This window comes from Streptomyces sp. H27-H1 (assembly GCF_026627445.1).
In the GTDB taxonomy this organism is placed as follows: Bacteria; Actinomycetota; Actinomycetes; order Streptomycetales; family Streptomycetaceae; genus Streptomyces.
This window is the reverse complement of sequence record NZ_JAPNLJ010000013.1, coordinates 88,191-107,121: the sequence shown is the minus strand read 5'-3', so window position 1 is coordinate 107,121 and position 18,931 is coordinate 88,191. Positions and strand designations below refer to the sequence as shown.

Below are 18,931 nucleotides of genomic sequence, written 5' to 3'. Positions count from 1 at the left end.
ACTCAAGCGGATATGCCGAAGGCGCGACGGACGGTTGTCCGTCGCGCCACCGGAAGGGGTGAAGAGTCGTAACTTTCCCGTACGGTTCGCGTTCGAGCACGCTAAGAACTACGAGGACACCGCGAGCACTCCGCCCGGGCGGCTCCGGCCGAGCCGGCGGGCGGCGGCCCGAGCCGGGTCGAAGGACGGGACGGCGGCCAGCAGCTCCCGGGTGTAGGCGTGCGCGGGCCGCTCGTACACCTCGTCGACGGGGCCCTCCTCCACGATCACCCCGCCCCGCATGACCGCGACCCGGTCGCTCACCTGCCGCACCACAGCGAGGTCGTGCGCGATGAAGACCAGCGCGATGCCGAGTTCCCGCTGGAGCTCGGCCAGCAGGGCGGTGACCTGCGCCTGCGTGGTCACGTCGAGGGCCGGGACGGGCTCGTCGCAGACGATCAGCCGGGGCCGGGGCGCGAGGGCCCGGGCGATGCCGACGCGCTGGCGCTGGCCGCCGCTGAACTCGTGCGGGTAGCGGTCGTAGTGGGCCTCCTCCAGGCCGACGCGGAGCAGCAGTTCACCGACCCGGGCCCGGATCGCCCGCCGGTCCTTCTCCCCCGCCGCGCGCAGCGGGTCCGCGATGGACTCGCCGATCGAGCGGCGCGGGTTGAGGGAGGCCACCGGGTCCTGGAAGACCATCTGGACCCCGGGCACCACTCCCACGCTCTCCCGCCCGTCCCGGCGGACCTGCCCGGAGCCGGGCTCCAGCAGTCCGACGAGCATCCGCCCGAGGGTGCTCTTGCCGCTCCCGCTCTCCCCGACGATCCCGAGCGTCTCCCCACCCCGCACGAAGAGCGAAACCCCGCCGACGGCCTCCACCCGCCGCTTCCCCCGCCCGAACTCCTTCCGCAGGGAAAAGGCCTCGACGACGGGGGGCTCATCCAGCGCGGCCGGGCCCAAATCCACCCCTGCCCGCACCTCCACCAGCCCCGCCGGGCCCAAAATCAGCCCCGCCGGCGTGTGAGGCGCGGGTTCCGGGGCGGAGCCCCGCTCCTGGTCTCCCGCGCCAGAGTCCGGCACGGGAGACCAGGAGCGGAGCCCAGGCCGCGGAGCCCGGCCAGGCGTTCCCTCCCAGCGGTAGCCGGGGGAAGCGCGGGTACGGGCAGCGCCCGTATCGCCTCCGGCGTGGGCACCCTCGGGGCGTCGAGCCTCGGCACCGCCGCCAGCAGGGCCCGGGTCTACGCGTGGCCGGGCTCGGCGAGAACCCGGCCGACGGGCCCCCGCTCCACCACCACCCCGTCCCGCATGACGAGCACCCCGTCCACGTTCTCCGCCGCCACGCCCACGTCGTGCGTGACCAGCAGCAGCCCGAGCCCCCGCTCCTCCCGCAGCCCGTGCAGCAGGTCGAGGATCTGCGCCTGGACGGTGACGTCCAGCGCCGTGGTCGGCTCGTCGGCGATCAGCAGCTTCGGCTCGCACGCCAACGCCATCGCGATCAGGGCCCGTTGCCGCATGCCTCCGCTGAACTCGTGCGGCCGTGCCCGGGAGCGGCGTACCGCGTCGGGTATGCCCACCCGGTCCAGTACCTCCACCGCCCGGGCCCGCGCGGCGCGCCGCGAGGCGTCGGAGTGGATCCGGTACACCTCGGCGATCTGGTCGCCCATGGCGTAGTACGGGTCCAGGGAGCTCATCGGATCCTGGAAGACCATGGCGGCGACGCCCCCGCGCAGCTGGCGGAGCTCCGCCGGGGAGGCCGTAGTTCCTTGGCCTTGGCCGGGTCGCCGGTCCTGCCGGCCGGGAAGTGGTCGTAGGCGGTGAAGCCGAAGGCCTCCAGCTCGGGCAGGAAGGTGGTGGCCGGCTCGGCGAGGGCGGAGCCGCCGGCCGCGTTGATCACGCTGGTGCGGTTGATCGCGTAGGAGATGGCCTGGCGGACCTTCGGGTTGTCGAAGGGGGCGGTCTTCGGGTTGAAGGCGAGGTAGTTGACGTAGCCGAAGTGCCCGGTGCCGACCCGGCCCTGGAGTTCCTTGTTCGCGCCGATCTGGGCGAGCTCGGCCGGGCCGAGGTTGGTGTCGGTGGTGACGGCGGCCGCGTCGGCGCCGGAGCTGGTGGACAGGCGCTGGTTGATGACCGCCGCGTCGAGTCCGGACCGGACGTCGATCTTGTCCGGGTAGGCCTTGCGCTCCTCGTCGGTCTTCTCGTCCCAGTTCTCGTTGCGCTCGAGGGTGAGGTGCTCGCCGTCGTTCTCGTTCTTGACGACCTTGTACGGGCCGGAGGAGAGCGGGTGCTCCTCGTACTTGACTCCGGTTTCCTTGGCCTTGGGCACGGGCGCGAACTGCGTCTGCGTGGCGAGGAAGGGGAACTCCCCCTCGGGCTTGCGGAGTTTGAAGACGATCGTCTTCGCATCGGGCACGACGATCGAATCGAGGCCCTTGCCGCCGTCCTTGTACGGGCCCTCGTACGTCTCTCCGCCGACCAGCCAGTCACGCAGGTACGGGGCTCCGCCCGACAGTTCGGCGGCGAAGGACCGCTCGATGCCGTACTTGATGTCGGCGGTGGTGATCGGCGAGCCGTCCTCGTAGTTCAGTCCGTCCTTCAGCGTGTACGTCCACTCGGTGGCGTCGGCGTTGGGCTTGCCGAGGTCGGTGGCCAGGTCGGGCCACCTCGGCGCCGGCCGGGCCCGCCTCGCGGTTGCGGGTGGTGAGCGTACGGAAGACGAGCGAGGGGACGTTGCCGCCGCCGGAGGTGTAGAGGCGGGCGGGGTCGAAGTCGCTCTGCGGCTCGTTGTTGAGGACGGTCAGGGTGCCGCCCTTCTGCGGGGCGGCGCCGGTGGCGCCCGGCTTGCCGCCGGCGGAGGCCTTGTCCGTGCCGTCCTTGGGCCCGCAGGCGGCGGCGCCCCCGGCCAGAACGACGCTGACGGCGACCGCGGCCACGCGGCGCGATATGAGGGACTGACGGGCCGTGACTCCTCCCCCTCATGAATGAGGGGGCTTCTCGCTATGCCAATGCGGCGTTGCGACGGACCAGCCCGGCCCGTAAAACGTTAACGGCGCCCACCGTGTCAGCGTGTGCCAGGCGGCCGCACGCTATGCAGTGGAATTTGTCCTGTGTGGGCCGATTCTCCTTGGCGGTGTGCCCGCATCCGGGGCACCGCCGGGAAGTATTGCGGGGGTCCACGGCCATCACTTCCCGCCCGGCACTCTCAGCCTTCGCGTTCAGGATCGCGAGGAACACCCCCCATCCGGCATCAGAGATCGAACGGTTCAATCCGGTCTTCGCGGCGGCCCCGTTGGGCAGGAAACCGCCCGGCATTTCGGGGTCGGGCTTCGGAGCGACGGTGCGCACCATGTTGCGGATCTTGAGGTCTTCGTGCGCGATGAAGTCATGCTCACGGACCAGGGCGTACGCGGTCTTGTGGGCGCTTCGCGACCTTGTCTACTGCCCGGCGGTGGTTGGGGGTGCGCTTGTCGCGGCGGACCCGGGGAAACCGGCTCAGGGCCTGCTGTGCGACGGCGAGACGGCCCGCGTTGCTACGGCCGTGGCGCGGGTTGGGGACGAAGGCACCATTTGAGTCGGCGAGGAAGTTCACGATGCCCATGTCGATGCCGACCACGCTGCCGGTTGCAGGGAGCGGATCGGGCTGCTCCTGCTCGGCGGTCAGGACGACGAACCACTTACGACCCTCACGCTTGACCGACAGGGTCTTGACCCTGCCCACGACCGGCCGGTGCTGGTGGACCTTGACGTGCCCGACGCCCTGGAGGCGGACGCGGGTCACCGGATCGTGCGGGGTGGCATCCCAGCGGCAGCCGTCACCGTCCTTGGGGAAGTCGACCGTGTCGAACCAGTTGACGCCACGGAACCGGGGGTAGCCGGGGGTGTCGCCGGACTTGACCCGGCGGAAGAACGCCTGAAACGCCTTGTCCAGGCGGCGGAGCGTGGCCTGCTGCGAGGAGAACGACCACCGGCCCTGACACTCCGGGTCGAACACCCGGACCTCCCTGAGCTGCGCCGACTGCTGCCCGTACTTGACGCTCGTCTTCGACACATGCCGGTAGGCTTCACGCCGTTCCTGCAACGCCCCGTTGTACAGCGAGCAGTGATCACGCAGCATCTCGCCGAGCGCGATCGACTGACCCACGGTGGGCCGCATGAGGAACCTGTACGCACGGATCACCCGGCCCGCCCCCTTCCAACTCCTGTGAATCAACACAGCCAGGGCCACTGACAACACAGCGAACTCCGGCGCTCCGCGCCTCCGGGCCAAGGATGCGTTTCCTCCCCAGCTAGAACAGGGGATACCCACGCAAGATCAGGGATGGAGCCGCACCTGCGGGCATGGAGCCCCCGGGCGCGGCGAAACAACGGAGAGAAAGAAGAAGTCGCGCGCTCAGGGAGGCGTCAGCGACAGAGGATGTCGGCCACGCTGTGCGCGGTCACACCAAGCAGCGCCAGCTCAATGGCGGCGCTCGCGGTGGTGGTGTGGAGGTGCGACATGCGGAGAACAATGACCGACCTTCGGACGGCTTGTCAGCGCGGCCGATCAACTCCCGGGGAACACCCAGGGGTTGGCCTTGCACTGGATGTCGTTGATGTCCAGGGACTTCGTCTGCTGCTGCATGATCGGGGCGAGCGTGCCCCGTGTCGAGCAGTTCACGTGCCCGTGGCCCAGCCGGTGGCCGACCTCGTGGTTGATCAGCATCTGGCGGTAGGCGAACATCTGGTCCGCCCCGTACGTCGCCGAGCCCTGCGACCAGCGGTACGCGTTGATCATCACGCGGTCGGTCGACGCGGAGTCGCAGGAGACGTTGTCGACGGTGGTGTCGAGCCCGGACTTCTTGCACCAGACGCCGGTGGTCCCGGGGCTGGCGAGCGTGATGACGAAGTCGGCCTCGCCGCCCGGCACCCGCTCGAAGGTCTTCGTACCGCCGTGTCCCCAGCTCCGGTCGTCGTTCAGCGTGCGGTGGACGGCCTCGGCGAACAGCTGCGGGTCCAGGGCGAGCCCCTGCTCCACGTCGACGCGGTAGCGGACCACCCGGCCCTTGCCGGGCCCCTCGGCCACGCCGGGCACGGTGTCGAATGCGCCGGAGCCCTTCAGCTTCTCGTCGATCGGGAACTGCTGCGCCATCTTCTCCTCGTACGAGAGCTCCGGCGCGGCCTGGAGCAACGCGGAGGCGTCCGGGGTGGGCCGGTCGTCGGAGCGGGAGGCGGCGGAGTTGCCCTGGGCGGCGTGGCTGTTGCCCTCGTCGGCGGCGCGCGCACTGTTCTTGCCGGTGTCGCTCTCGGGGGTCACCTGGCCCGCGACGACGACGGCGAGCGCGACGGTGACGGCCGCGGCGGCCATCCCGGCGTACGTACGGGCCTTGCCGCCGCGCCCGGCCGCGGGCGGGGCCTCCTGGACCGGGGTGACCGGCTTGCGGGGGGCGGGGATCCGGCGGTGCGAGCCGGTCGCGGTGAAGGCGTCCTCGGGCGCCGGCGCCCCGTAGGGGGAGCGCGTCGCGGTGAAGGCGTCCTCGGGGACCGGGATCCGACGGTGGGAGCCCGTCGAGGTGAAGGCGTCCTCGGACACCAGGCCCCCGCGGTGGGAGCCCGTCGAGGTGAAGGGGTCCTCGGGGAACGGGACCCGGTGGTGCGAACCCGTCGAGGTCGGCGGGGAGTCCAGGGTGATCTGCGGGAACCCAACCGCGGGGGTACCGAAGGCCGGGGTGTCGAAAGTCCGGGTGTCGAAGGCCGGGACACCGAAGGCCGGGACGCCGCCCTCCCGCGTCTGCCCCGGTACGGGCAGGCCCGCGCCGGTCGCCGGCCGGGTGCGCGGGGCCCCGCGCCAGTCCCCGTCCGCGGTGCCGGTACCGGCGGCCGCGCCCCAGGCGCCGCCGGGCTCGCGCTGTTCGGGGTGGCCGCCGCGCGCGGCCGGAGCCGGCTCGTGGCGCGGCGGGGCCGCGTACCCACGAGGGGCGGCGGCCGCCTCGGACCACCCGGCCGGGGCCGGCGCTCCGGCCTGGGCACCGGCCCGCTCGGCCGGCTGCGGATGGCCGGAGCCGGCGGCTTGGCCGGGCTCCTTGCGACTATGTCGTCCCACGTCCTCAGCCCTTGCCGTCCTCGTCGCTGTTCACTGTCTGCACGGTGTGCTCCGTCCCGGCCGGATCCGGCCGGGAGCCGGACCCGCCGCCGGTGGCGTCCAACAGCTCCCGGAACGCGGCCGCGACCACCTCGGGGTGCTCCATCATGGCCACGTGTCCGGCCTCGGGCAGGCACAGTAGCCGCGAACCCCGGAAGGCCGCGGCGGCCTTGCGCGCCATACGGTACGAGACGAGTTGGTCCCGGCCACCGTAGACCAGCAGCGTCGGGGCGAGCACGCGCTGCGCCTGGCGCCAGAGCCCGTGCTGGCCACCGAGGGTGTACGCGTCGACGATGCCGCGCGAGGAACGGGCCAACGCGTCCCAGAAGTACGGCAGTGCGATCCGCCGCTCCATCTCCTCGACGGCCGCCGCGAACGCCTCGGGCGTCACCCGCGAGGGGTCTCCGTAACAGAGCTCCGTCACCCCCCGGGTGCGCCGCTCGGCGCTCAGCCCGCGGGTGAGCCGGACGAGGAGCCCGGCCATGCCGGGTACGGCGAGCAGCGCGGTCGGCACGGCCGAGCTCTGCACGCGCAGTTCGGGCAGGGCCGGGGAGACGAGCGTCAGCGTGCGCACCAGGTCGGGCCGGACGGCCGCGACCCGGGTGGAGGCGGCCCCGCCGAGGGAGTTCCCGAACAGGTGGACCGGCCCACGCCCGGCCGCGTCGAGGTGACGGATGACGGCGCGCGCGAACCCGGTGACGGAGTAGTCCCGGTCGGCGGGCGGCGGGGACCAGCCGAAGCCGGGCAGGTCGACGGCCTCGCCGTCCACGGAGTCGGCGAGCCGCCCCATGAGCGCGGACCAGTTCTGCGAGGACCCGCCGAGTCCGTGGACGAAGAGCGCGGGCGGCAGGCCGGTTCGGACCGGCGGGCGGACCCGTACGGCCATTTCCAGCCCGGGCAGCCGGTCGGTGCGCAGCTGCTCCCCTTCGGCCACTCGCACGGCTCCCACCAGGGAAGACGACGCGGCGGTGGACCGTACACCCGGCAGCTCGGTCGAAGACATGGGGCAATGTTACGAGACGATCACGCGGCTCCTCTTGTGTTCGCCGTCACAGATGCTTGGCGGACCGCCTAGCGGGGTACGCGCGATCCTCCTAGGCTCGTAGGAGGAAAGGGGTGCTCCATGACTGTCGACCCTGCGGAACCGGACACCTTCCAGCCAGAACTGCGAGAACCCCTCGACGTGGAAGCCCCCGAGGCGGACGCGGCGGAGCAGAACACGGAGCTGATCCCGAGCGAGGACGATCCGCTCACGGCCGTGGGACAGCGCGAAGTCGCGGACGGGGACGCCGTCGAGCAGGCCCGGGTGGTGGCCCTGGACGAGGAGGACTACCGCTGATCCAGCGCTGACCAGCATCTCCGGGGGTAACCGGCGGTCCGTACCGCGAGAAAACTCGGCTTGAACCCTCCAGATTCGGTTACCGAAAAGTACGATGGCCGCGCGGCGCAAGGCGCACTGTGTTCAAAAGAAATTGGGAGGCGGCGTGACAGCCATCGAGCAGACCGAGGCAGCGCGTCCGCGGGGCACGCGACTTCCGCGCCGGGCCCGGCGCAACCAGCTGCTGGGCGCGGCCCAGGAGGTCTTCGTCGCGCAGGGTTACCACGCTGCGGCGATGGACGACATCGCCGAGCGGGCCGGGGTCAGCAAGCCGGTGCTCTACCAGCACTTCCCGGGCAAGCTCGACCTCTACCTGGCTCTTCTCGACCAGCACTGCGAGTCCCTGCTGGTCTCCGTGCGCACCGCGCTGGCGTCCACCACCGACAACAAGATGCGCGTCGCCGCGACCATGGACGCCTACTTCGCCTACGTGCAGGACGAGGGCGGCGCCTTCCGGCTCGTCTTCGAGTCGGACCTGACGAACGAGCCGGCCGTGCGCGAGCGCGTCGACCGCGTCTCGCTGCAGTGCGCCGAGGCCATCTCGGACGTCATCGCCGAGGACACCGGCCTGTCGAAGGACGAGTCGATGCTGCTGGCCGTCGGCCTGGGCGGGGTCTCGCAGGTCGTGGCCCGGTACTGGTTGTCGAGCGAGAGCCCGGTCGCCCGCGACACCGCGGTGGGCCTGCTGACCTCCCTCGCCTGGCGCGGAATCGCCGGCTTCCCGCTGCACCCGACGGACGTCTGAGCCGGGCCGGCCCCGCACTCCGGGCCGGCCCCGACCGTCTTCGCCGGTCTGACCGGCTGCTGTTCGCTGCGAGCGTTTCCGCCACGCGGCGGACACGTCCCCTCTCCGGGCTAATGTGGACCCGGTAACGGCGCGGCTCATCGCGCGAACCGGACCGTCGGAGGGACAAGGCCGTGGAGGTCAAGATCGGCGTGCAGCACGCACCCCGGGAGATCGTGCTCGAGAGCGACCTGAGTGCCGAGGAGCTGGAGAGCATCGTCACCGCCGCCCTGTCCGGCTCGGCGCCGCTGCTGAGCCTCACGGACATCAAGGGCCGCAAGGTCCTGGTGCCGTCCGAGCGCCTGTCGTACGTCGACCTGGGCGAGCCCAGCGTGCGCAAGGTCGGCTTCGGCGCGCTCTGAGCGAAGCGCTCCGAGAACCCCGAAGTACCCAGCTGTACCGAGAACGGCCCGGTGGACGACTCCACCGGGCCGTTTCCGTTTCCTCCGCTTCGGGTAGGACCGCCTTGATTCGGGTAGGACCGCTCTGAGACGAACCCCCGGTACTCAACCGTTCGAGAGGAACCCTCATGCTGCTGATCCAGGCGCTCGGCTCCACTCTTCTGGGCCTCGCCCTGGCCGGGACGGCCGTCCGAGTGCTCGGCCCGCGGCTGCCCTCCGCGCGGACGGTGCTGGTGAGCGGAGCGGCGGGCGCCCTCTTCGGGGCCTATCTGACGAACACCGCGCTGGGCCCCGGCCACAGCACCCTGTTCGCGACCTTCATCGGCGGTGCTCTGGTCTCGGCGGTGGTCGTGTCCCTGCTGCTGCGGCCCACCGGCCGGACCGGGAGGCAGTCCCACCGGACTCCGTTTTCGGTTCCGACGCGGGGCTAGACGGCCCCACTGACAGACAGAAGGCCCCCACACGGAGCTTCCGCGCGGGGGCCGACGTACGCCTCGGGGCCGGGGGGCGGGGCTATGCCGCCAGGCCCAGGGCGGCCATCCGCTTGGTGTGCGCCTTGGTGATCCGGGTGAACATCTCGCCGACCGCCGCGAGGTCGAAACCGGCCGCCATCCCGTCCACCCCGCCGACCAGCATGGTGGAGAGCGCGTCGCGCTCGGCGACCACGCGCTGGGCCTGCGACAGGGCCTCGCCCATCAGCCGGCGGGCCCACAGTGCGAGCCGGCCGCCGCAGCGCGGGTCGGCCTCGATCGCGGCGCGCACCTTCTCGACGGCGAAGCCGCCGTGGCCGGTGTCGTCGAGCACACTCACGACGAGCCCGCGGGTGTCGGTGTCGAGGTGGGTGGCCACCTCGCGGTAGAAGTCGCTGGCGATGGAGTCGCCGACGTACGCCTTGACCAGGCCCTCCAGCCAGTCCGACGGGGCGGTCTGGCGGTGGAAGTCGTCGACGCCCTTCGCGAAGGGCTCCATCGCGGCGGTGGCGTCCTCGTCGATCTCGGCGAGCCTGGTGCTCAGCCGCTCGAAGTGGTGGAATTCGGCGGAGGCCATCTTCGCGAGCGCGGCCTTGTCCCCGAGGGTGGGCGCGAGCTTCGCGTCCTCCGCCAGGCGTTCGAAGGCCGCGAGTTCGCCGTACGCGAGCGCCCCGAGCAGGTCCACCACGGCGGCCCGGTACTGCGGCGAGGAGGAGGCCGTGGCCCAGTCCTGGGCGGCGATACCGGCCGCCTCGGCGGGGGCGCTTTCGTCGGCGGGCGATGCGTTTTCAACGGTCGACATGCTCCGCACAATAGCTCGCCGAATGGCACCGTGAACCACCTGCTCAGTCCACGTAAACGCGCCTACCTGGTGAATTCACCCGACACAGCTGCGCGATTCCGGGGTACAGTGGTAATGCGCCTGCCGAACACTCGGCGGGCCATCCCGAATGAGGATGCCCGGTCGGTGGCCCGATCGGCTCCACCCGACCGCCCTCGGCGTGATGCGTACGTTCATACGTACCGCCTCCCACGAGGGGCCCCCTCAGCGGCATAAAGCGCCTGAGCGATGGCTCGTGGTCCCGCGCAGTTTGCACGGCTCGCCCAGATTCGGGCGGGCACAGTACTGCAAGCCCGGCACGGTACGACCCCCCTTCGCCGCCTCGCGCCGCGTCTCACAGAAGAGGCAGCACCCTGATTACGTTCCGAGACCTCGGGATCCTTCCCGAGACGGCCGAAGCCCTTGAGGCCGTCGGCATTGTGTCCCCCTTCCCGATCCAGGAGATGACCCTCCCCGTAGCCCTTTCCGGCTCGGACGTCATCGGCCAGGCCAAGACCGGTACCGGCAAGACGCTCGGTTTCGGCCTTCCCCTGCTGGAGCGCGTCGTCGTCCCCGCGGACGTCGAGGCCGGCCGGGCCCGGCCCGACCAGCTGACCGAGGCCCCGCAGGCCCTCGTGGTGGTTCCGACCCGCGAGCTCTGCACCCAGGTCACCAACGACCTCCTCACCGCGGGCAAGGTCCGCAACGTCCGCGTCCTCGCCATATACGGCGGCCGCGCGTACGAGCCGCAGGTCGAGGCGCTCAAGAAGGGCGTCGACATCATCGTCGGCACCCCGGGCCGCCTGCTCGACCTGGCCGGACAGAAGAAGCTCGACCTGTCGAAGGTCAAGGCGCTCGTCCTGGACGAGGCCGACGAGATGCTCGACCTGGGCTTCCTGCCCGACGTCGAGCGGATCATGAGCTACCTGCCGCCGAAGCGTCAGACCATGCTGTTCTCGGCGACCATGCCGGGCGCGGTCATCGGCCTGGCCCGCCGGTACATGACGCAGCCGACGCACATCCGCGCCACCTCCGTCGACGGCGAGGGCGCGACCGTCGCCAACACCACGCAGCACGTCTTCCGTGCGCACAACATGGACAAGCCGGAGCTCGTCTCCCGCATCCTGCAGGCCGAAGGCCGCGGGCTCGCCATGATCTTCTGCCGCACCAAGCGCACGGCGGCCGACATCGCCGAGCAGCTGGAGAAGCGCGGCTTCGCGTCCGGCGCCGTCCACGGCGACCTGGGCCAGGGTGCCCGCGAGCAGGCGCTGCGCGCCTTCCGCAACGGCAAGGTCGACGTGCTGGTCTGCACCGACGTCGCCGCCCGCGGTATCGATGTCGAGGGTGTCACCCACGTCATCAACTACCAGACGCCCGAGGACGAGAAGACCTTCCTGCACCGCGTGGGCCGCACCGGTCGCGCGGGCAAGAAGGGCATCGCCGTCACCCTGGTCGACTGGGACGACATCCCGCGCTGGCAGCTGATCAACAAGGCGCTGGAGCTGGGCTTCCACGACCCGGTGGAGACGTACTCCACGTCCCCGCACCTGTACGAGCAGATGAACATCCCGGCCGGCACCAAGGGCGTCCTGCCGCGCGGCGAGCGCACGCGGGCCGGCCTGAAGGCCGAGAACCTGGAAGACCTGGGTGAGACCGGCGGCCGCGGTGGCCGTGGCGGACGCGACAGCGCCCGTGACGGTGGACGTGACCACGGTCGTGACCACGGTCGTGACGGCGGACGCGATGGCGCCCGTGACGGTGGCCGTGCTGCCGCTGCCCCGGTTGCTACCGAGGAGCGTCCCGCCCGGACCCGTGCGCCGCGCCAGCGCCGCCGCACCCGTGGCGGCTCGGAGAATGCCGAGTTCCTGGCACCGGTGACCACCGAGGCCACCCCGGTCGCCGAGGCCACCCCGGTCGCCGTGGTCAGCCCGGTCGCCGCGGTCGTCCCGGCCGTCGAGGCTCCGGAGGCCCCGGAGGCCCCGGCCTCCGACGAGTCGCGCAAGCCGCGCCGTCGCCGGGCCCGGTCGGCCGCTCCGGCCGCCACCTTCGTAGCCGCCGCCGCGCTGCCGCCTCTGGAGGCCCCGGCCGCTCGGGCCCCGGAGCCCGACTTCCAGATGGCCCCGATGGTCGAGCCGGTCCGGGAGCGTCGCACCACCCGTGAGCGCGCCCCCCGCAGGACCGCGGCCGCCCCGGTGGTCGAGGTCTTCGCCCAGGCCGCCGTGGTCGAGGCTCCGGCCGTCGCCGCGGTCGCCGTCGCGGTGGCCGAGGAGGCTCCGGTCAAGCCGAAGCGCGTCCGCGCGCCCCGCAAGGTCGCCGTTGTCGCTCCGGCCGCCGAGGTAGTCGTCGAGGCCGCCGCTCCGGTGGCCGAAGAGGCTCCGGTCAAGCCGAAGCGCGTCCGCGCCCCCCGCAAGGCCGCCGCTGCCGCCCCGGAGGCTCTGGCCGCCGAGGCCGCCGAGGAGGCTCCGGTCAAGCCGAAGCGCACGCGGACCCGCAAGGTCGCCGCCGCGGTGGAGAGCCCGGAGGCGTAACGCCCTGCCGATGGCCCCGGTCCCCTTCCTCAGGGGGCCGGGGCCATCGGCGTACCCGGGGGCGAGCGCGGCCCCCGTACGGCTGTACGGGCCGGTAGCCTCGGGCCATGAGCAAGCCGCCGACCCTCACGCTCCCGCCCGAAGCCCGCGCGTACCGCCTGGCCACGGCCCGCGGTGAGTTCGCCGTGCACGAGGCCGTGCCCGGTGGGCCGGCCCGCGGTACCGCCCTGCTGGTGCCCGGCTACACCGGCAGCAAGGAGGACTTCATCGGCCTCCTCGGGCCGCTGGCCGCCGCCGGGTACCGGGTCGTCTCCGTCGACGGGCGCGGGCAGCACGAGAGCGGCGGCCCGCGCACGCAGGCCCCGTACGCCCTGGCGGAACTGGCGCGGGACGTCCTCGCGCAGACGGCGGCCCTGGACGCGGGCGGCCCGGTGCACCTGCTCGGGCATTCGCTGGGCGGGCTGATCGTCCGCACGGCCGTGGTCCGGGATCCGGCCCCGTACGCCAGCCTCACACTGCTGAGCAGCGGCCCGGGCCCGGTCTGCGAGGACCAGCGCAGCCGTACGAAGCTGCTGGTCTCGGCGCTGGAGGCGATGGGCGGCGACATGGCGGGCATCTGGGCGGCCATGCGTGCCATGGATCCCCGCGACGCGCCCCCCGAGGACCCCGCCCTCGCGGCTTTCCTGCGCGAACGCTGGATGGGGACCGTCCCGGAGCAGCTGATGGTCACCGGCCGGGCGCTGCTCGAGGAGCCGGACCGGATCGAGGAGCTCGCCGCCGCGGCTCCAGGGCTGGCGAAGCTGGTGCTGTCCGGGGAGTCGGACCCGGTGTGGCCGGTGTCGGAGATGGACGCCATGGCGCGGCGGCTGGGCGCGGCGCGGGTGGTCGTGCCGGGCACGGAGCACTCTCCGAACGCCGACAATCCGCTGGCCACGGCCGCGGCGTTGGTGGCGTTCTGGGTGGGCTCCGACGGCTCCGGTACCCGTTAGTAGTTAGGCAAGGAAAAAATTTCCTTAGCGTAGGGAATGTTTGCGGCTTACACTTCGTTAACCCTGTACAAGCAAGAACTGACGAAGGGAGAAGCCCCATGCGCTTCGAGATTCTGCGCCTGGACGACGTCGACGGATCTGCCGTGGACAGCACCGTCGTGGACGCGGCCTCCGTCAACCGGATCGTGCAGCAGGCCGCAGCCGTAGGCCAGCGCATTCTGATCCGACCGGCCGAGACCGTGTCCAACTAGACCGTGTCCACCCGCACCGCGATCAACTGACGAACGGCGACCGTCGCCGCGTACGCAAGTGCCCCCCACCGGGATCGGTGCGGGGGCATTCGCATGCGCGGGCAGAGGCGCTACGAGGTGTGGACCACCTGGACCACGCCGTTGATGATCTGCTGGACGGCGATCGCGGACAGCATCATGCCCGCCAGGCGCGTCACCAGGACCACGCCACCGTCCTTGATCACCCGGATGATGACGAGCGAGTACCGCATCACGATCCACAGCACGATGTGCATCGCGACGATCGCGGCCCACACCGAGAACTGGCCGGTGACCCCGTCGGCCTTCTGCACGGCCAGGATCACCGAGACGATCGCGCCTGGCCCGGCGAGCAGCGGCATCCCGAGCGGGACCAGCGCGACGTTCACGTCCTTGGTCTGCTTCGGCTCGTCGTTCTTGCCGGTGAGCAGGTCGAGCGCGATGAGCAGGAGCAGCAGCCCGCCCGCGATCATCAGGGCCGGCACGGAGACGTGCAGGTAGTCGAGGATCTGCTGGCCGCAGATACCGAAGATGGCGATGACGCCGAAGGCGACGCAGACGGCTTGCCAGGCCATGCGGCGCTGCACCTTGGCGGGGCGGCCGGAGGTCAGGGCGAGGAAGATGGGCGTGATCCCCGGGGGGTCCATAATCACAAAAAGCGTGAGAAACAGGGATCCGAAGACGGCGAAATCGAGCACAGTGATGCCTTGCAGGAGAGGGGTGTCACGAAGGAAAAGGGGGGCTGAGCGGGAGGGTCGGCGGCAGCGGTCAGCCGCGTACGGGTCCACCTGCGCCGGGGACCGGGAACGCCCCGGTGGCGCGGCGGGTGATCTCGCCGTAGATCTCGGGGTCGGTCGTGTACTCCCCTAGACGGCAGGTCTTGCGGCTGCCGTGGTAATCGCTGGACCCGGTGGTCAGCAGACCGAGATCGGCGGCCAGGCCGCGCAGGCGCGCGCGGGTGGCGGCGTCGTGGTCCATGTGGTCGACCTCGATGCCGTCGAGGCCGGCGGCCGCGAGGGCGGCTATGGCGCTCTCGGGCACGCAGGTACCGCGTTTGACGGCGGCGGGGTGGGCGAAGACGGTGACTCCGCCGGCCGCCTTGACCAGGCGGATCGCGTCGAAGGGGTCGAACTCGTGCTTCTCGGCGTACGCGCGGCCGCCGTCGGCGAGCCACTGCGCGGTGAACGCGTCCGACACGGTGCGCACGACGCCGAGCTCGACGAGCGCGGCGGCGATGTGCGGGCGCCCCACGGAACCCGCGCCGGCGATCCGGGCGACGTGCTCCCAGGTGATGTCCACCCCGAGCCCCTGCAGCTTGCCGACCATGGCCTGCGCGCGCGGGACGCGGTCGTCGCGTACGAGCTCCCGCTCACGGAAGAGCTCGGGCTCCTCGGGGTCGAAGAGGTACGCCAGCATGTGCATGCCGATGCCGTCGAGCCGGCAGCTCAGCTCGGCGCCGGTGACCAGGGTCAGGCCCTCGGGCAGCGCCTCGGTGGCCTCGCGGTATCCGGCGACGGTGTCGTGGTCGGTCAGCGCCACCACGTCGAGTCCCGCGGCGGCGGCAGCCCGCACCAGCTCGGCGGGGGTGTCCGTACCGTCCGAGGCCGTGGAGTGGGCGTGCAGATCGATGCGCACGGCCGGGCTCCAGGTGGGGGTGGGTATGACGGGGGACGCTCAAGGATACCCCCGGCCCGGACGCCCCGAGCGCGCCGCCGGACCCGTACTGCGGACGAAATCCGCCGTCACCACGCGACGTGGGCGCCCGGAGTGGCCGAGCGATGCCGACGGCGCCTCAGGCGCGTCAGGGGGAAATGATGCGGGGGCTCAGGGCGCCGCAGGGCAGCAGCTCGACCTCGGCTCCCGCGTCGCGCAGGTCCGTGAGGACCAGCTCGTCGTACATCAGCAGGCCCGACTGCTCCGGCCAGACGATCGCCCACAGCCACAGTCCGCGGGCCTCGCCGGCGAAGACGGCCCGGTCCTCCGGGACGCCGGTGACGTTCCACAGCGGCGTCGGGCGCCCGGCGGCGACCACTTTGGCGTGCGGCGGGGCGGAGACGTTCATGTAGGGGCCCGGGTCGGGGGCGTCGAGGCCGGCGAACCGCGCGCCCAGGCCGACGCCCAGTTCCTCGGCGATCAGGAGCAGCTCGCCGATGCCGCCGAGCGGGCCTGGACCCGAGCAGGCCACGGCGGTGGCCCGGCCGCCGCTGCGGTCGTCACCGGCGGTGGCGATCCCGGTGAACAGCCAGCCGACGGGCAGCGGCCAGGGCATCCAGACCGGTACCTGCGCCCGGTTGACCACCACGCCCAGGCCTTCGACGCTGGGCGGGATCACGGGCTGCAGTGGATGGACGGTGCCGTGCAGCGTGCACTGCCAGGAGTCGGCGAAGAGGCCGGGCGCCCTGACCCGGCCACCGCACTTCGGGCAACTCGGTTCGCCCCTCATAAGAAGCCACGCTCCTCCCCGGCGCGCGCCCCGTCAAGACGCGATCACCCGTCCGGGCGGCCGAACGGTGGCCGGAGGCTCAGTCCAGGGCGACTGCCGTACGCAGAGGGTCCCGCAGATCCGTGCCGCGCGCGAGCCAGCGTTCCTGCAGGGCGGCCGCGCCGTGGACCCGCTTCCAGGCGGCTTCGTTCGCCGTCATCGGCAGGAGGGGGAAGAAGGAGACGGGGGCCATGGGGTCGTCCAGGGCGACGTCCTCCGCCAGGCCGCCCGGCTCCGCGACGAGCACCGAGGTGAACGGCGCCCCGTCCCAGAGGGGTTCACCCACGTCCAGTGAGGCTCCGGGCGTCACGATCAATCCTTCCACCTGGGGCGACGCCGCCAGCACGGCCAGCGGCCGCAACAGCTTGTCGGTGGGCGCGAGCCCGCCCCGTACGGTCAGGACGAGTTCGGCGCGCGGGCCGCGGACCGGATCGGCGACCACCGCCGTCGGGTCGGTCATCGGCTGGGCGGACATGCCGAGGGTCGCGTACCGCACGAGGTCGCCCTCGGTGAAGCGGAGGACTTCGATGCGGTCGGTACCCAGGAAGGTGACGGCGGCGCGGGCGTCGGGTTCGCCGAGCGCGGCGCGCAGCCGGGCTTCCACAAGGGCCAGAATTTCTGCCATGGACCGAGCATAGAACTCGTATCAGGCGGGTAAAGGGCGGGTCTTGACCATCCGTCGGCTGATATCGTTGACCGTTGGTCGGGGACGCTCTCAGAAGAGAAGTTTCAGTGCCCCGGCGACAGGACGTCCCTTACGGGGGACCGGCCGGAGGAGGTGGGGCTGCGGTGCATCGAAGTCGATCGCACAGTACGTGCAGTACGAATCGCTCTTCCACTTCACCGACGGGCGTGCCGCGCCCCCTTTGATCCGCACTCCAGGATCAGTCGAAGAGCGACGGAAGAACTGTGTCCTCCCGTCCTGATCCTTCCGCGCGCCCGCCCGGACTGCCGACCGCGGCGAGCGTGCCCTTCGGAAGGACCTCCCACCCGTACGGTCCGCAGCCGTGCGCGCGAAGGAGCCTGCCATGTCGATGCTGCCCTACCTCCGTGCCGCCGTCCGCCCCGCGCTGCGCAGGTCGACCCCGGTCCAGCCCGGGTACGACGCCACCCGCGACCCGTCCGCGAACAACGCGGTGGTCGACTGCGCCGTCTACCGCGACGGCCGGCGCGACGTGCGCGCCCGGGATTCCTCCTGTCTGACGCCCCGTGAGGCGATGCGCGCAGTCCGGGAGGACGGGGGCTTCGCGTGGATCGGCCTGCACGAGCCGACCGAGGACGAGTTCGCCGGGATCGCCGCCGTGTTCGGGCTGCACCCGCTCGCCGTGGAGGACGCGGTGCACGCGCACCAGCGGCCGAAGCTGGAGCGCTACGACGACACCCTCTTCACCGTCTTCAAGACGATCCACTACGTCGAGCACGCCGAACTCACCGCCACCAGCGAGGTGGTGGAGACCGGCGAGGTGATGTGCTTCACGGGCCCCGATTTCGTCATCACCGTCCGGCACGGCGGCCACGGCTCCCTCAAGGGCCTGCGCCACCGTCTCCAGGACGATCCGGCGCTGCTCGCCAAGGGTCCGTCCGCCGTCCTGCACTCCCTCGCCGACCACGTCGTCGACGGCTACATCGCCGTCGCCTCGGCCGTCCAGGACGATATCGACGAGGTCGAGAGCGAGGTGTTCGCCGCCCCCGCCAAGGGCAGTGCGCGCGGTGGCGACGCGGGCCGCATCTACCAGCTCAAGCGCGAGGTCCTGGAGTTCAAGCGGGCCGTCTCCCCACTGCTGCGCCCCATGGAGCTGCTCAGCGAGCGCCCGATGCGCCTGGTCGACCCCGACATCCAGAAGTACTTCCGCGACGTCGCCGACCACTTGGCCCGCGTGCACGAGCAGGTCGTCGGCTTCGACGAGCTGCTGAACTCCATCCTGCAGGCCAACCTGGCGCAGGCGACCGTCGCCCAGAACGAGGACATGCGCAAGATCACCTCCTGGGCGGCGATCATCGCCGTGCCCACGATGATCTGCGGCGTGTACGGAATGAACTTCGAGCACATGCCGGAGCTCCAGTGGCGCTACGGCTATCCGATGGTCATGGCCGCCATCGTCGGGAGCTGTTTCACGATCCACCGGGCCCTGCGCCGCAACGGCTGGCTGTGAGCGCCCGCGGGGCGCTGGCTACCCTGTGCGCATGACTCTCAGCGCGCTCGATCTGGCCCTCGTCGAGGAGGCCACCAAGAAGTCCGGCCTCATCTGGGTCCGCGGCTCCGGGGCCGACCGCGGCCTGTGGCACGCCTGGGTGGACGGCGCGGCGCACGTGCTCGGCGACGGGCCCGGGGAGCAGCCGTTCCCGGGGCTCGCGGACGGGGCGGCGGCCGAGGTGACCGTGCGCAGCAAGGACAAGGGCGGCCGGCTCGTCGCGTGGACGGCGACCGTACGCGAGCTCGCGCCCGGCAGCGAGCAGTGGGAGGCCGCGGTGGCCGAGCTCAAGGGCAAGCGGCTCAACGCGCCCGACTCCGCCGAGATGACCGAACGCTGGGCCCGGGAGTGCCGGCTGCTGCGCCTGGAGCCGGAGTCGGTCCGGCCGGACCTGCCCGCGGGTTCGCTCGCGGCGGCTCCGCTGGGCTCCCCGGCGACGACCCGGCTGCCCGCGCCGGCCGGGCTGCCGAAGCTGCTGCTGAAGCGGAAGAAGGCGGCCCGCTAGCCGTCTCGTTGGCGCATCG

General features: G+C 71.8%; 17 protein-coding genes and 3 pseudogenes. 9 read left to right on the top strand and 11 right to left on the bottom strand.

Features of this window, described 5'->3' with window-relative positions:
* Positions 1–108 precede the first annotated feature (108 nt).
* From OTB20_RS16635 to OTB20_RS16615, 6 genes and pseudogenes are all read right to left on the bottom strand, one after another.
* Positions 109–1,688: pseudogene (locus OTB20_RS16635) on the bottom strand (dipeptide ABC transporter ATP-binding protein).
* Positions 1,689–1,735: 47 nt separating this feature from the next.
* Positions 1,736–2,909: pseudogene (locus OTB20_RS16630) on the bottom strand (ABC transporter substrate-binding protein); the annotation flags it as partial.
* Between the two features lie 64 nt (positions 2,910–2,973).
* Positions 2,974–4,153, bottom strand: a pseudogene (locus OTB20_RS16625) (RNA-guided endonuclease InsQ/TnpB family protein).
* Positions 4,154–4,377: 224 nt separating this feature from the next.
* On the bottom strand, positions 4,378–4,473 hold the full coding sequence (locus tag OTB20_RS42430; protein WP_323182329.1) for an Ms4533A family Cys-rich leader peptide: 96 nt from the start codon (positions 4,471–4,473) through the stop codon (positions 4,378–4,380).
* Between the two features lie 46 nt (positions 4,474–4,519).
* Positions 4,520–6,055, bottom strand: coding sequence for a DUF3152 domain-containing protein (locus OTB20_RS16620; protein ID WP_267818287.1), 1,536 nt, complete (start codon positions 6,053–6,055; stop codon positions 4,520–4,522).
* 4 nt (positions 6,056–6,059) lie between these two features.
* On the bottom strand, positions 6,060–7,097 hold the full coding sequence (locus OTB20_RS16615) for an alpha/beta fold hydrolase (protein ID WP_267818285.1): 1,038 nt from the start codon (positions 7,095–7,097) through the stop codon (positions 6,060–6,062).
* A 120-nt stretch (positions 7,098–7,217) separates the two neighbouring features.
* Here OTB20_RS16615 and OTB20_RS16610 point away from each other — a divergent pair, with 120 nt between their 5' ends.
* The 4 genes from OTB20_RS16610 (at position 7,218) to OTB20_RS16595 (ending at position 9,088) form a co-directional block, all read left to right on the top strand.
* On the top strand, positions 7,218–7,433 hold the full coding sequence (locus OTB20_RS16610; RefSeq protein WP_267818283.1) for a hypothetical protein: 216 nt from the start codon (positions 7,218–7,220) through the stop codon (positions 7,431–7,433).
* A gap of 145 nt (positions 7,434–7,578) precedes the next feature.
* On the top strand, positions 7,579–8,217 hold the full coding sequence (locus OTB20_RS16605) for a TetR/AcrR family transcriptional regulator (protein ID WP_267761916.1): 639 nt from the start codon (positions 7,579–7,581) through the stop codon (positions 8,215–8,217).
* A gap of 173 nt (positions 8,218–8,390) precedes the next feature.
* Complete coding sequence (locus tag OTB20_RS16600; protein WP_250741766.1) at positions 8,391–8,618, top strand: DUF3107 domain-containing protein; 228 nt, start codon at positions 8,391–8,393, stop codon at positions 8,616–8,618.
* A gap of 167 nt (positions 8,619–8,785) precedes the next feature.
* The gene (locus tag OTB20_RS16595; protein WP_267818280.1) at positions 8,786–9,088 is read left to right on the top strand and encodes a hypothetical protein; all 303 of its coding nucleotides are present in this window, start codon (positions 8,786–8,788) and stop codon (positions 9,086–9,088) included.
* 82 nt (positions 9,089–9,170) lie between these two features.
* On the opposite strand, the gene OTB20_RS16590 is transcribed toward OTB20_RS16595, so the two are convergent.
* Entirely contained in the window at positions 9,171–9,929 is a 759-nt protein-coding gene (locus OTB20_RS16590) for a ferritin-like fold-containing protein (RefSeq protein WP_267818279.1), read from the bottom strand.
* A gap of 482 nt (positions 9,930–10,411) precedes the next feature.
* Between OTB20_RS16590 and OTB20_RS16585 the strand changes: the two genes are divergently transcribed.
* The 3 genes from OTB20_RS16585 (at position 10,412) to OTB20_RS16575 (ending at position 13,715) form a co-directional block, all read left to right on the top strand.
* Complete coding sequence (locus OTB20_RS16585) at positions 10,412–12,475, top strand: DEAD/DEAH box helicase (RefSeq protein ID WP_324290382.1); 2,064 nt, start codon at positions 10,412–10,414, stop codon at positions 12,473–12,475.
* 107 nt (positions 12,476–12,582) lie between these two features.
* Positions 12,583–13,464 carry an alpha/beta fold hydrolase gene (locus OTB20_RS16580; RefSeq protein ID WP_267818277.1) on the top strand — a complete coding sequence of 294 codons (882 nt, stop codon included), beginning with the start codon at positions 12,583–12,585 and terminating at the stop codon, positions 13,462–13,464.
* A gap of 98 nt (positions 13,465–13,562) precedes the next feature.
* On the top strand, positions 13,563–13,715 hold the full coding sequence (locus OTB20_RS16575; RefSeq protein WP_243335969.1) for a hypothetical protein: 153 nt from the start codon (positions 13,563–13,565) through the stop codon (positions 13,713–13,715).
* Between the two features lie 110 nt (positions 13,716–13,825).
* On the opposite strand, the gene OTB20_RS16570 is transcribed toward OTB20_RS16575, so the two are convergent.
* From OTB20_RS16570 to OTB20_RS16555, 4 genes are all read right to left on the bottom strand, one after another.
* Positions 13,826–14,431 carry a MarC family protein gene (locus tag OTB20_RS16570; protein WP_267818275.1) on the bottom strand — a complete coding sequence of 202 codons (606 nt, stop codon included), beginning with the start codon at positions 14,429–14,431 and terminating at the stop codon, positions 13,826–13,828.
* A 70-nt stretch (positions 14,432–14,501) separates the two neighbouring features.
* Positions 14,502–15,368: a PHP domain-containing protein gene (locus OTB20_RS16565; protein WP_267818273.1), complete on the bottom strand. Its 867-nt coding sequence runs from the start codon at positions 15,366–15,368 to the stop codon at positions 14,502–14,504.
* A 166-nt stretch (positions 15,369–15,534) separates the two neighbouring features.
* Positions 15,535–16,176: a DUF6758 family protein gene (locus OTB20_RS16560; RefSeq protein WP_267757473.1), complete on the bottom strand. Its 642-nt coding sequence runs from the start codon at positions 16,174–16,176 to the stop codon at positions 15,535–15,537.
* A 79-nt stretch (positions 16,177–16,255) separates the two neighbouring features.
* Positions 16,256–16,840 (bottom strand): suppressor of fused domain protein, encoded by a 585-nt coding sequence (locus tag OTB20_RS16555; RefSeq protein ID WP_267818271.1) that lies wholly within the window; start codon positions 16,838–16,840, stop codon positions 16,256–16,258.
* 403 nt (positions 16,841–17,243) lie between these two features.
* Between OTB20_RS16555 and OTB20_RS16550 the strand changes: the two genes are divergently transcribed.
* A complete protein-coding gene (locus OTB20_RS16550) occupies positions 17,244–18,368 on the top strand; it encodes a magnesium and cobalt transport protein CorA (protein WP_267757471.1) in 1,125 nt (374 codons plus the stop codon).
* Positions 18,369–18,399: 31 nt separating this feature from the next.
* A complete protein-coding gene (locus OTB20_RS16545; RefSeq protein WP_267818269.1) occupies positions 18,400–18,912 on the top strand; it encodes a hypothetical protein in 513 nt (170 codons plus the stop codon).
* Positions 18,913–18,931: the final 19 nt, after the last annotated feature.

Coding starts and splice junctions, on each gene's coding strand:
- OTB20_RS16555 (WP_267818271.1), bottom strand. CDS start 16,840: ATGGCAGAAATTCTGGCCCTTGTGGAAGCCCGGCTGCGCGCCGCGCTC.
- OTB20_RS16590 (WP_267818279.1), bottom strand. CDS start 9,929: ATGTCGACCGTTGAAAACGCATCGCCCGCCGACGAAAGCGCCCCCGCC.
- OTB20_RS16550 (WP_267757471.1), top strand. CDS start 17,244: ATGTCGATGCTGCCCTACCTCCGTGCCGCCGTCCGCCCCGCGCTGCGC.
- OTB20_RS16610 (WP_267818283.1), top strand. CDS start 7,218: ATGACTGTCGACCCTGCGGAACCGGACACCTTCCAGCCAGAACTGCGA.
- OTB20_RS16575 (WP_243335969.1), top strand. CDS start 13,563: ATGCGCTTCGAGATTCTGCGCCTGGACGACGTCGACGGATCTGCCGTG.
- OTB20_RS16560 (WP_267757473.1), bottom strand. CDS start 16,176: ATGAGGGGCGAACCGAGTTGCCCGAAGTGCGGTGGCCGGGTCAGGGCG.
- OTB20_RS42430 (WP_323182329.1), bottom strand. CDS start 4,473: ATGTCGCACCTCCACACCACCACCGCGAGCGCCGCCATTGAGCTGGCG.
- OTB20_RS16545 (WP_267818269.1), top strand. CDS start 18,400: ATGACTCTCAGCGCGCTCGATCTGGCCCTCGTCGAGGAGGCCACCAAG.
- OTB20_RS16580 (WP_267818277.1), top strand. CDS start 12,583: ATGAGCAAGCCGCCGACCCTCACGCTCCCGCCCGAAGCCCGCGCGTAC.
- OTB20_RS16585 (WP_324290382.1), top strand. CDS start 10,412: ATGACCCTCCCCGTAGCCCTTTCCGGCTCGGACGTCATCGGCCAGGCC.
- OTB20_RS16595 (WP_267818280.1), top strand. CDS start 8,786: ATGCTGCTGATCCAGGCGCTCGGCTCCACTCTTCTGGGCCTCGCCCTG.
- OTB20_RS16615 (WP_267818285.1), bottom strand. CDS start 7,097: ATGTCTTCGACCGAGCTGCCGGGTGTACGGTCCACCGCCGCGTCGTCT.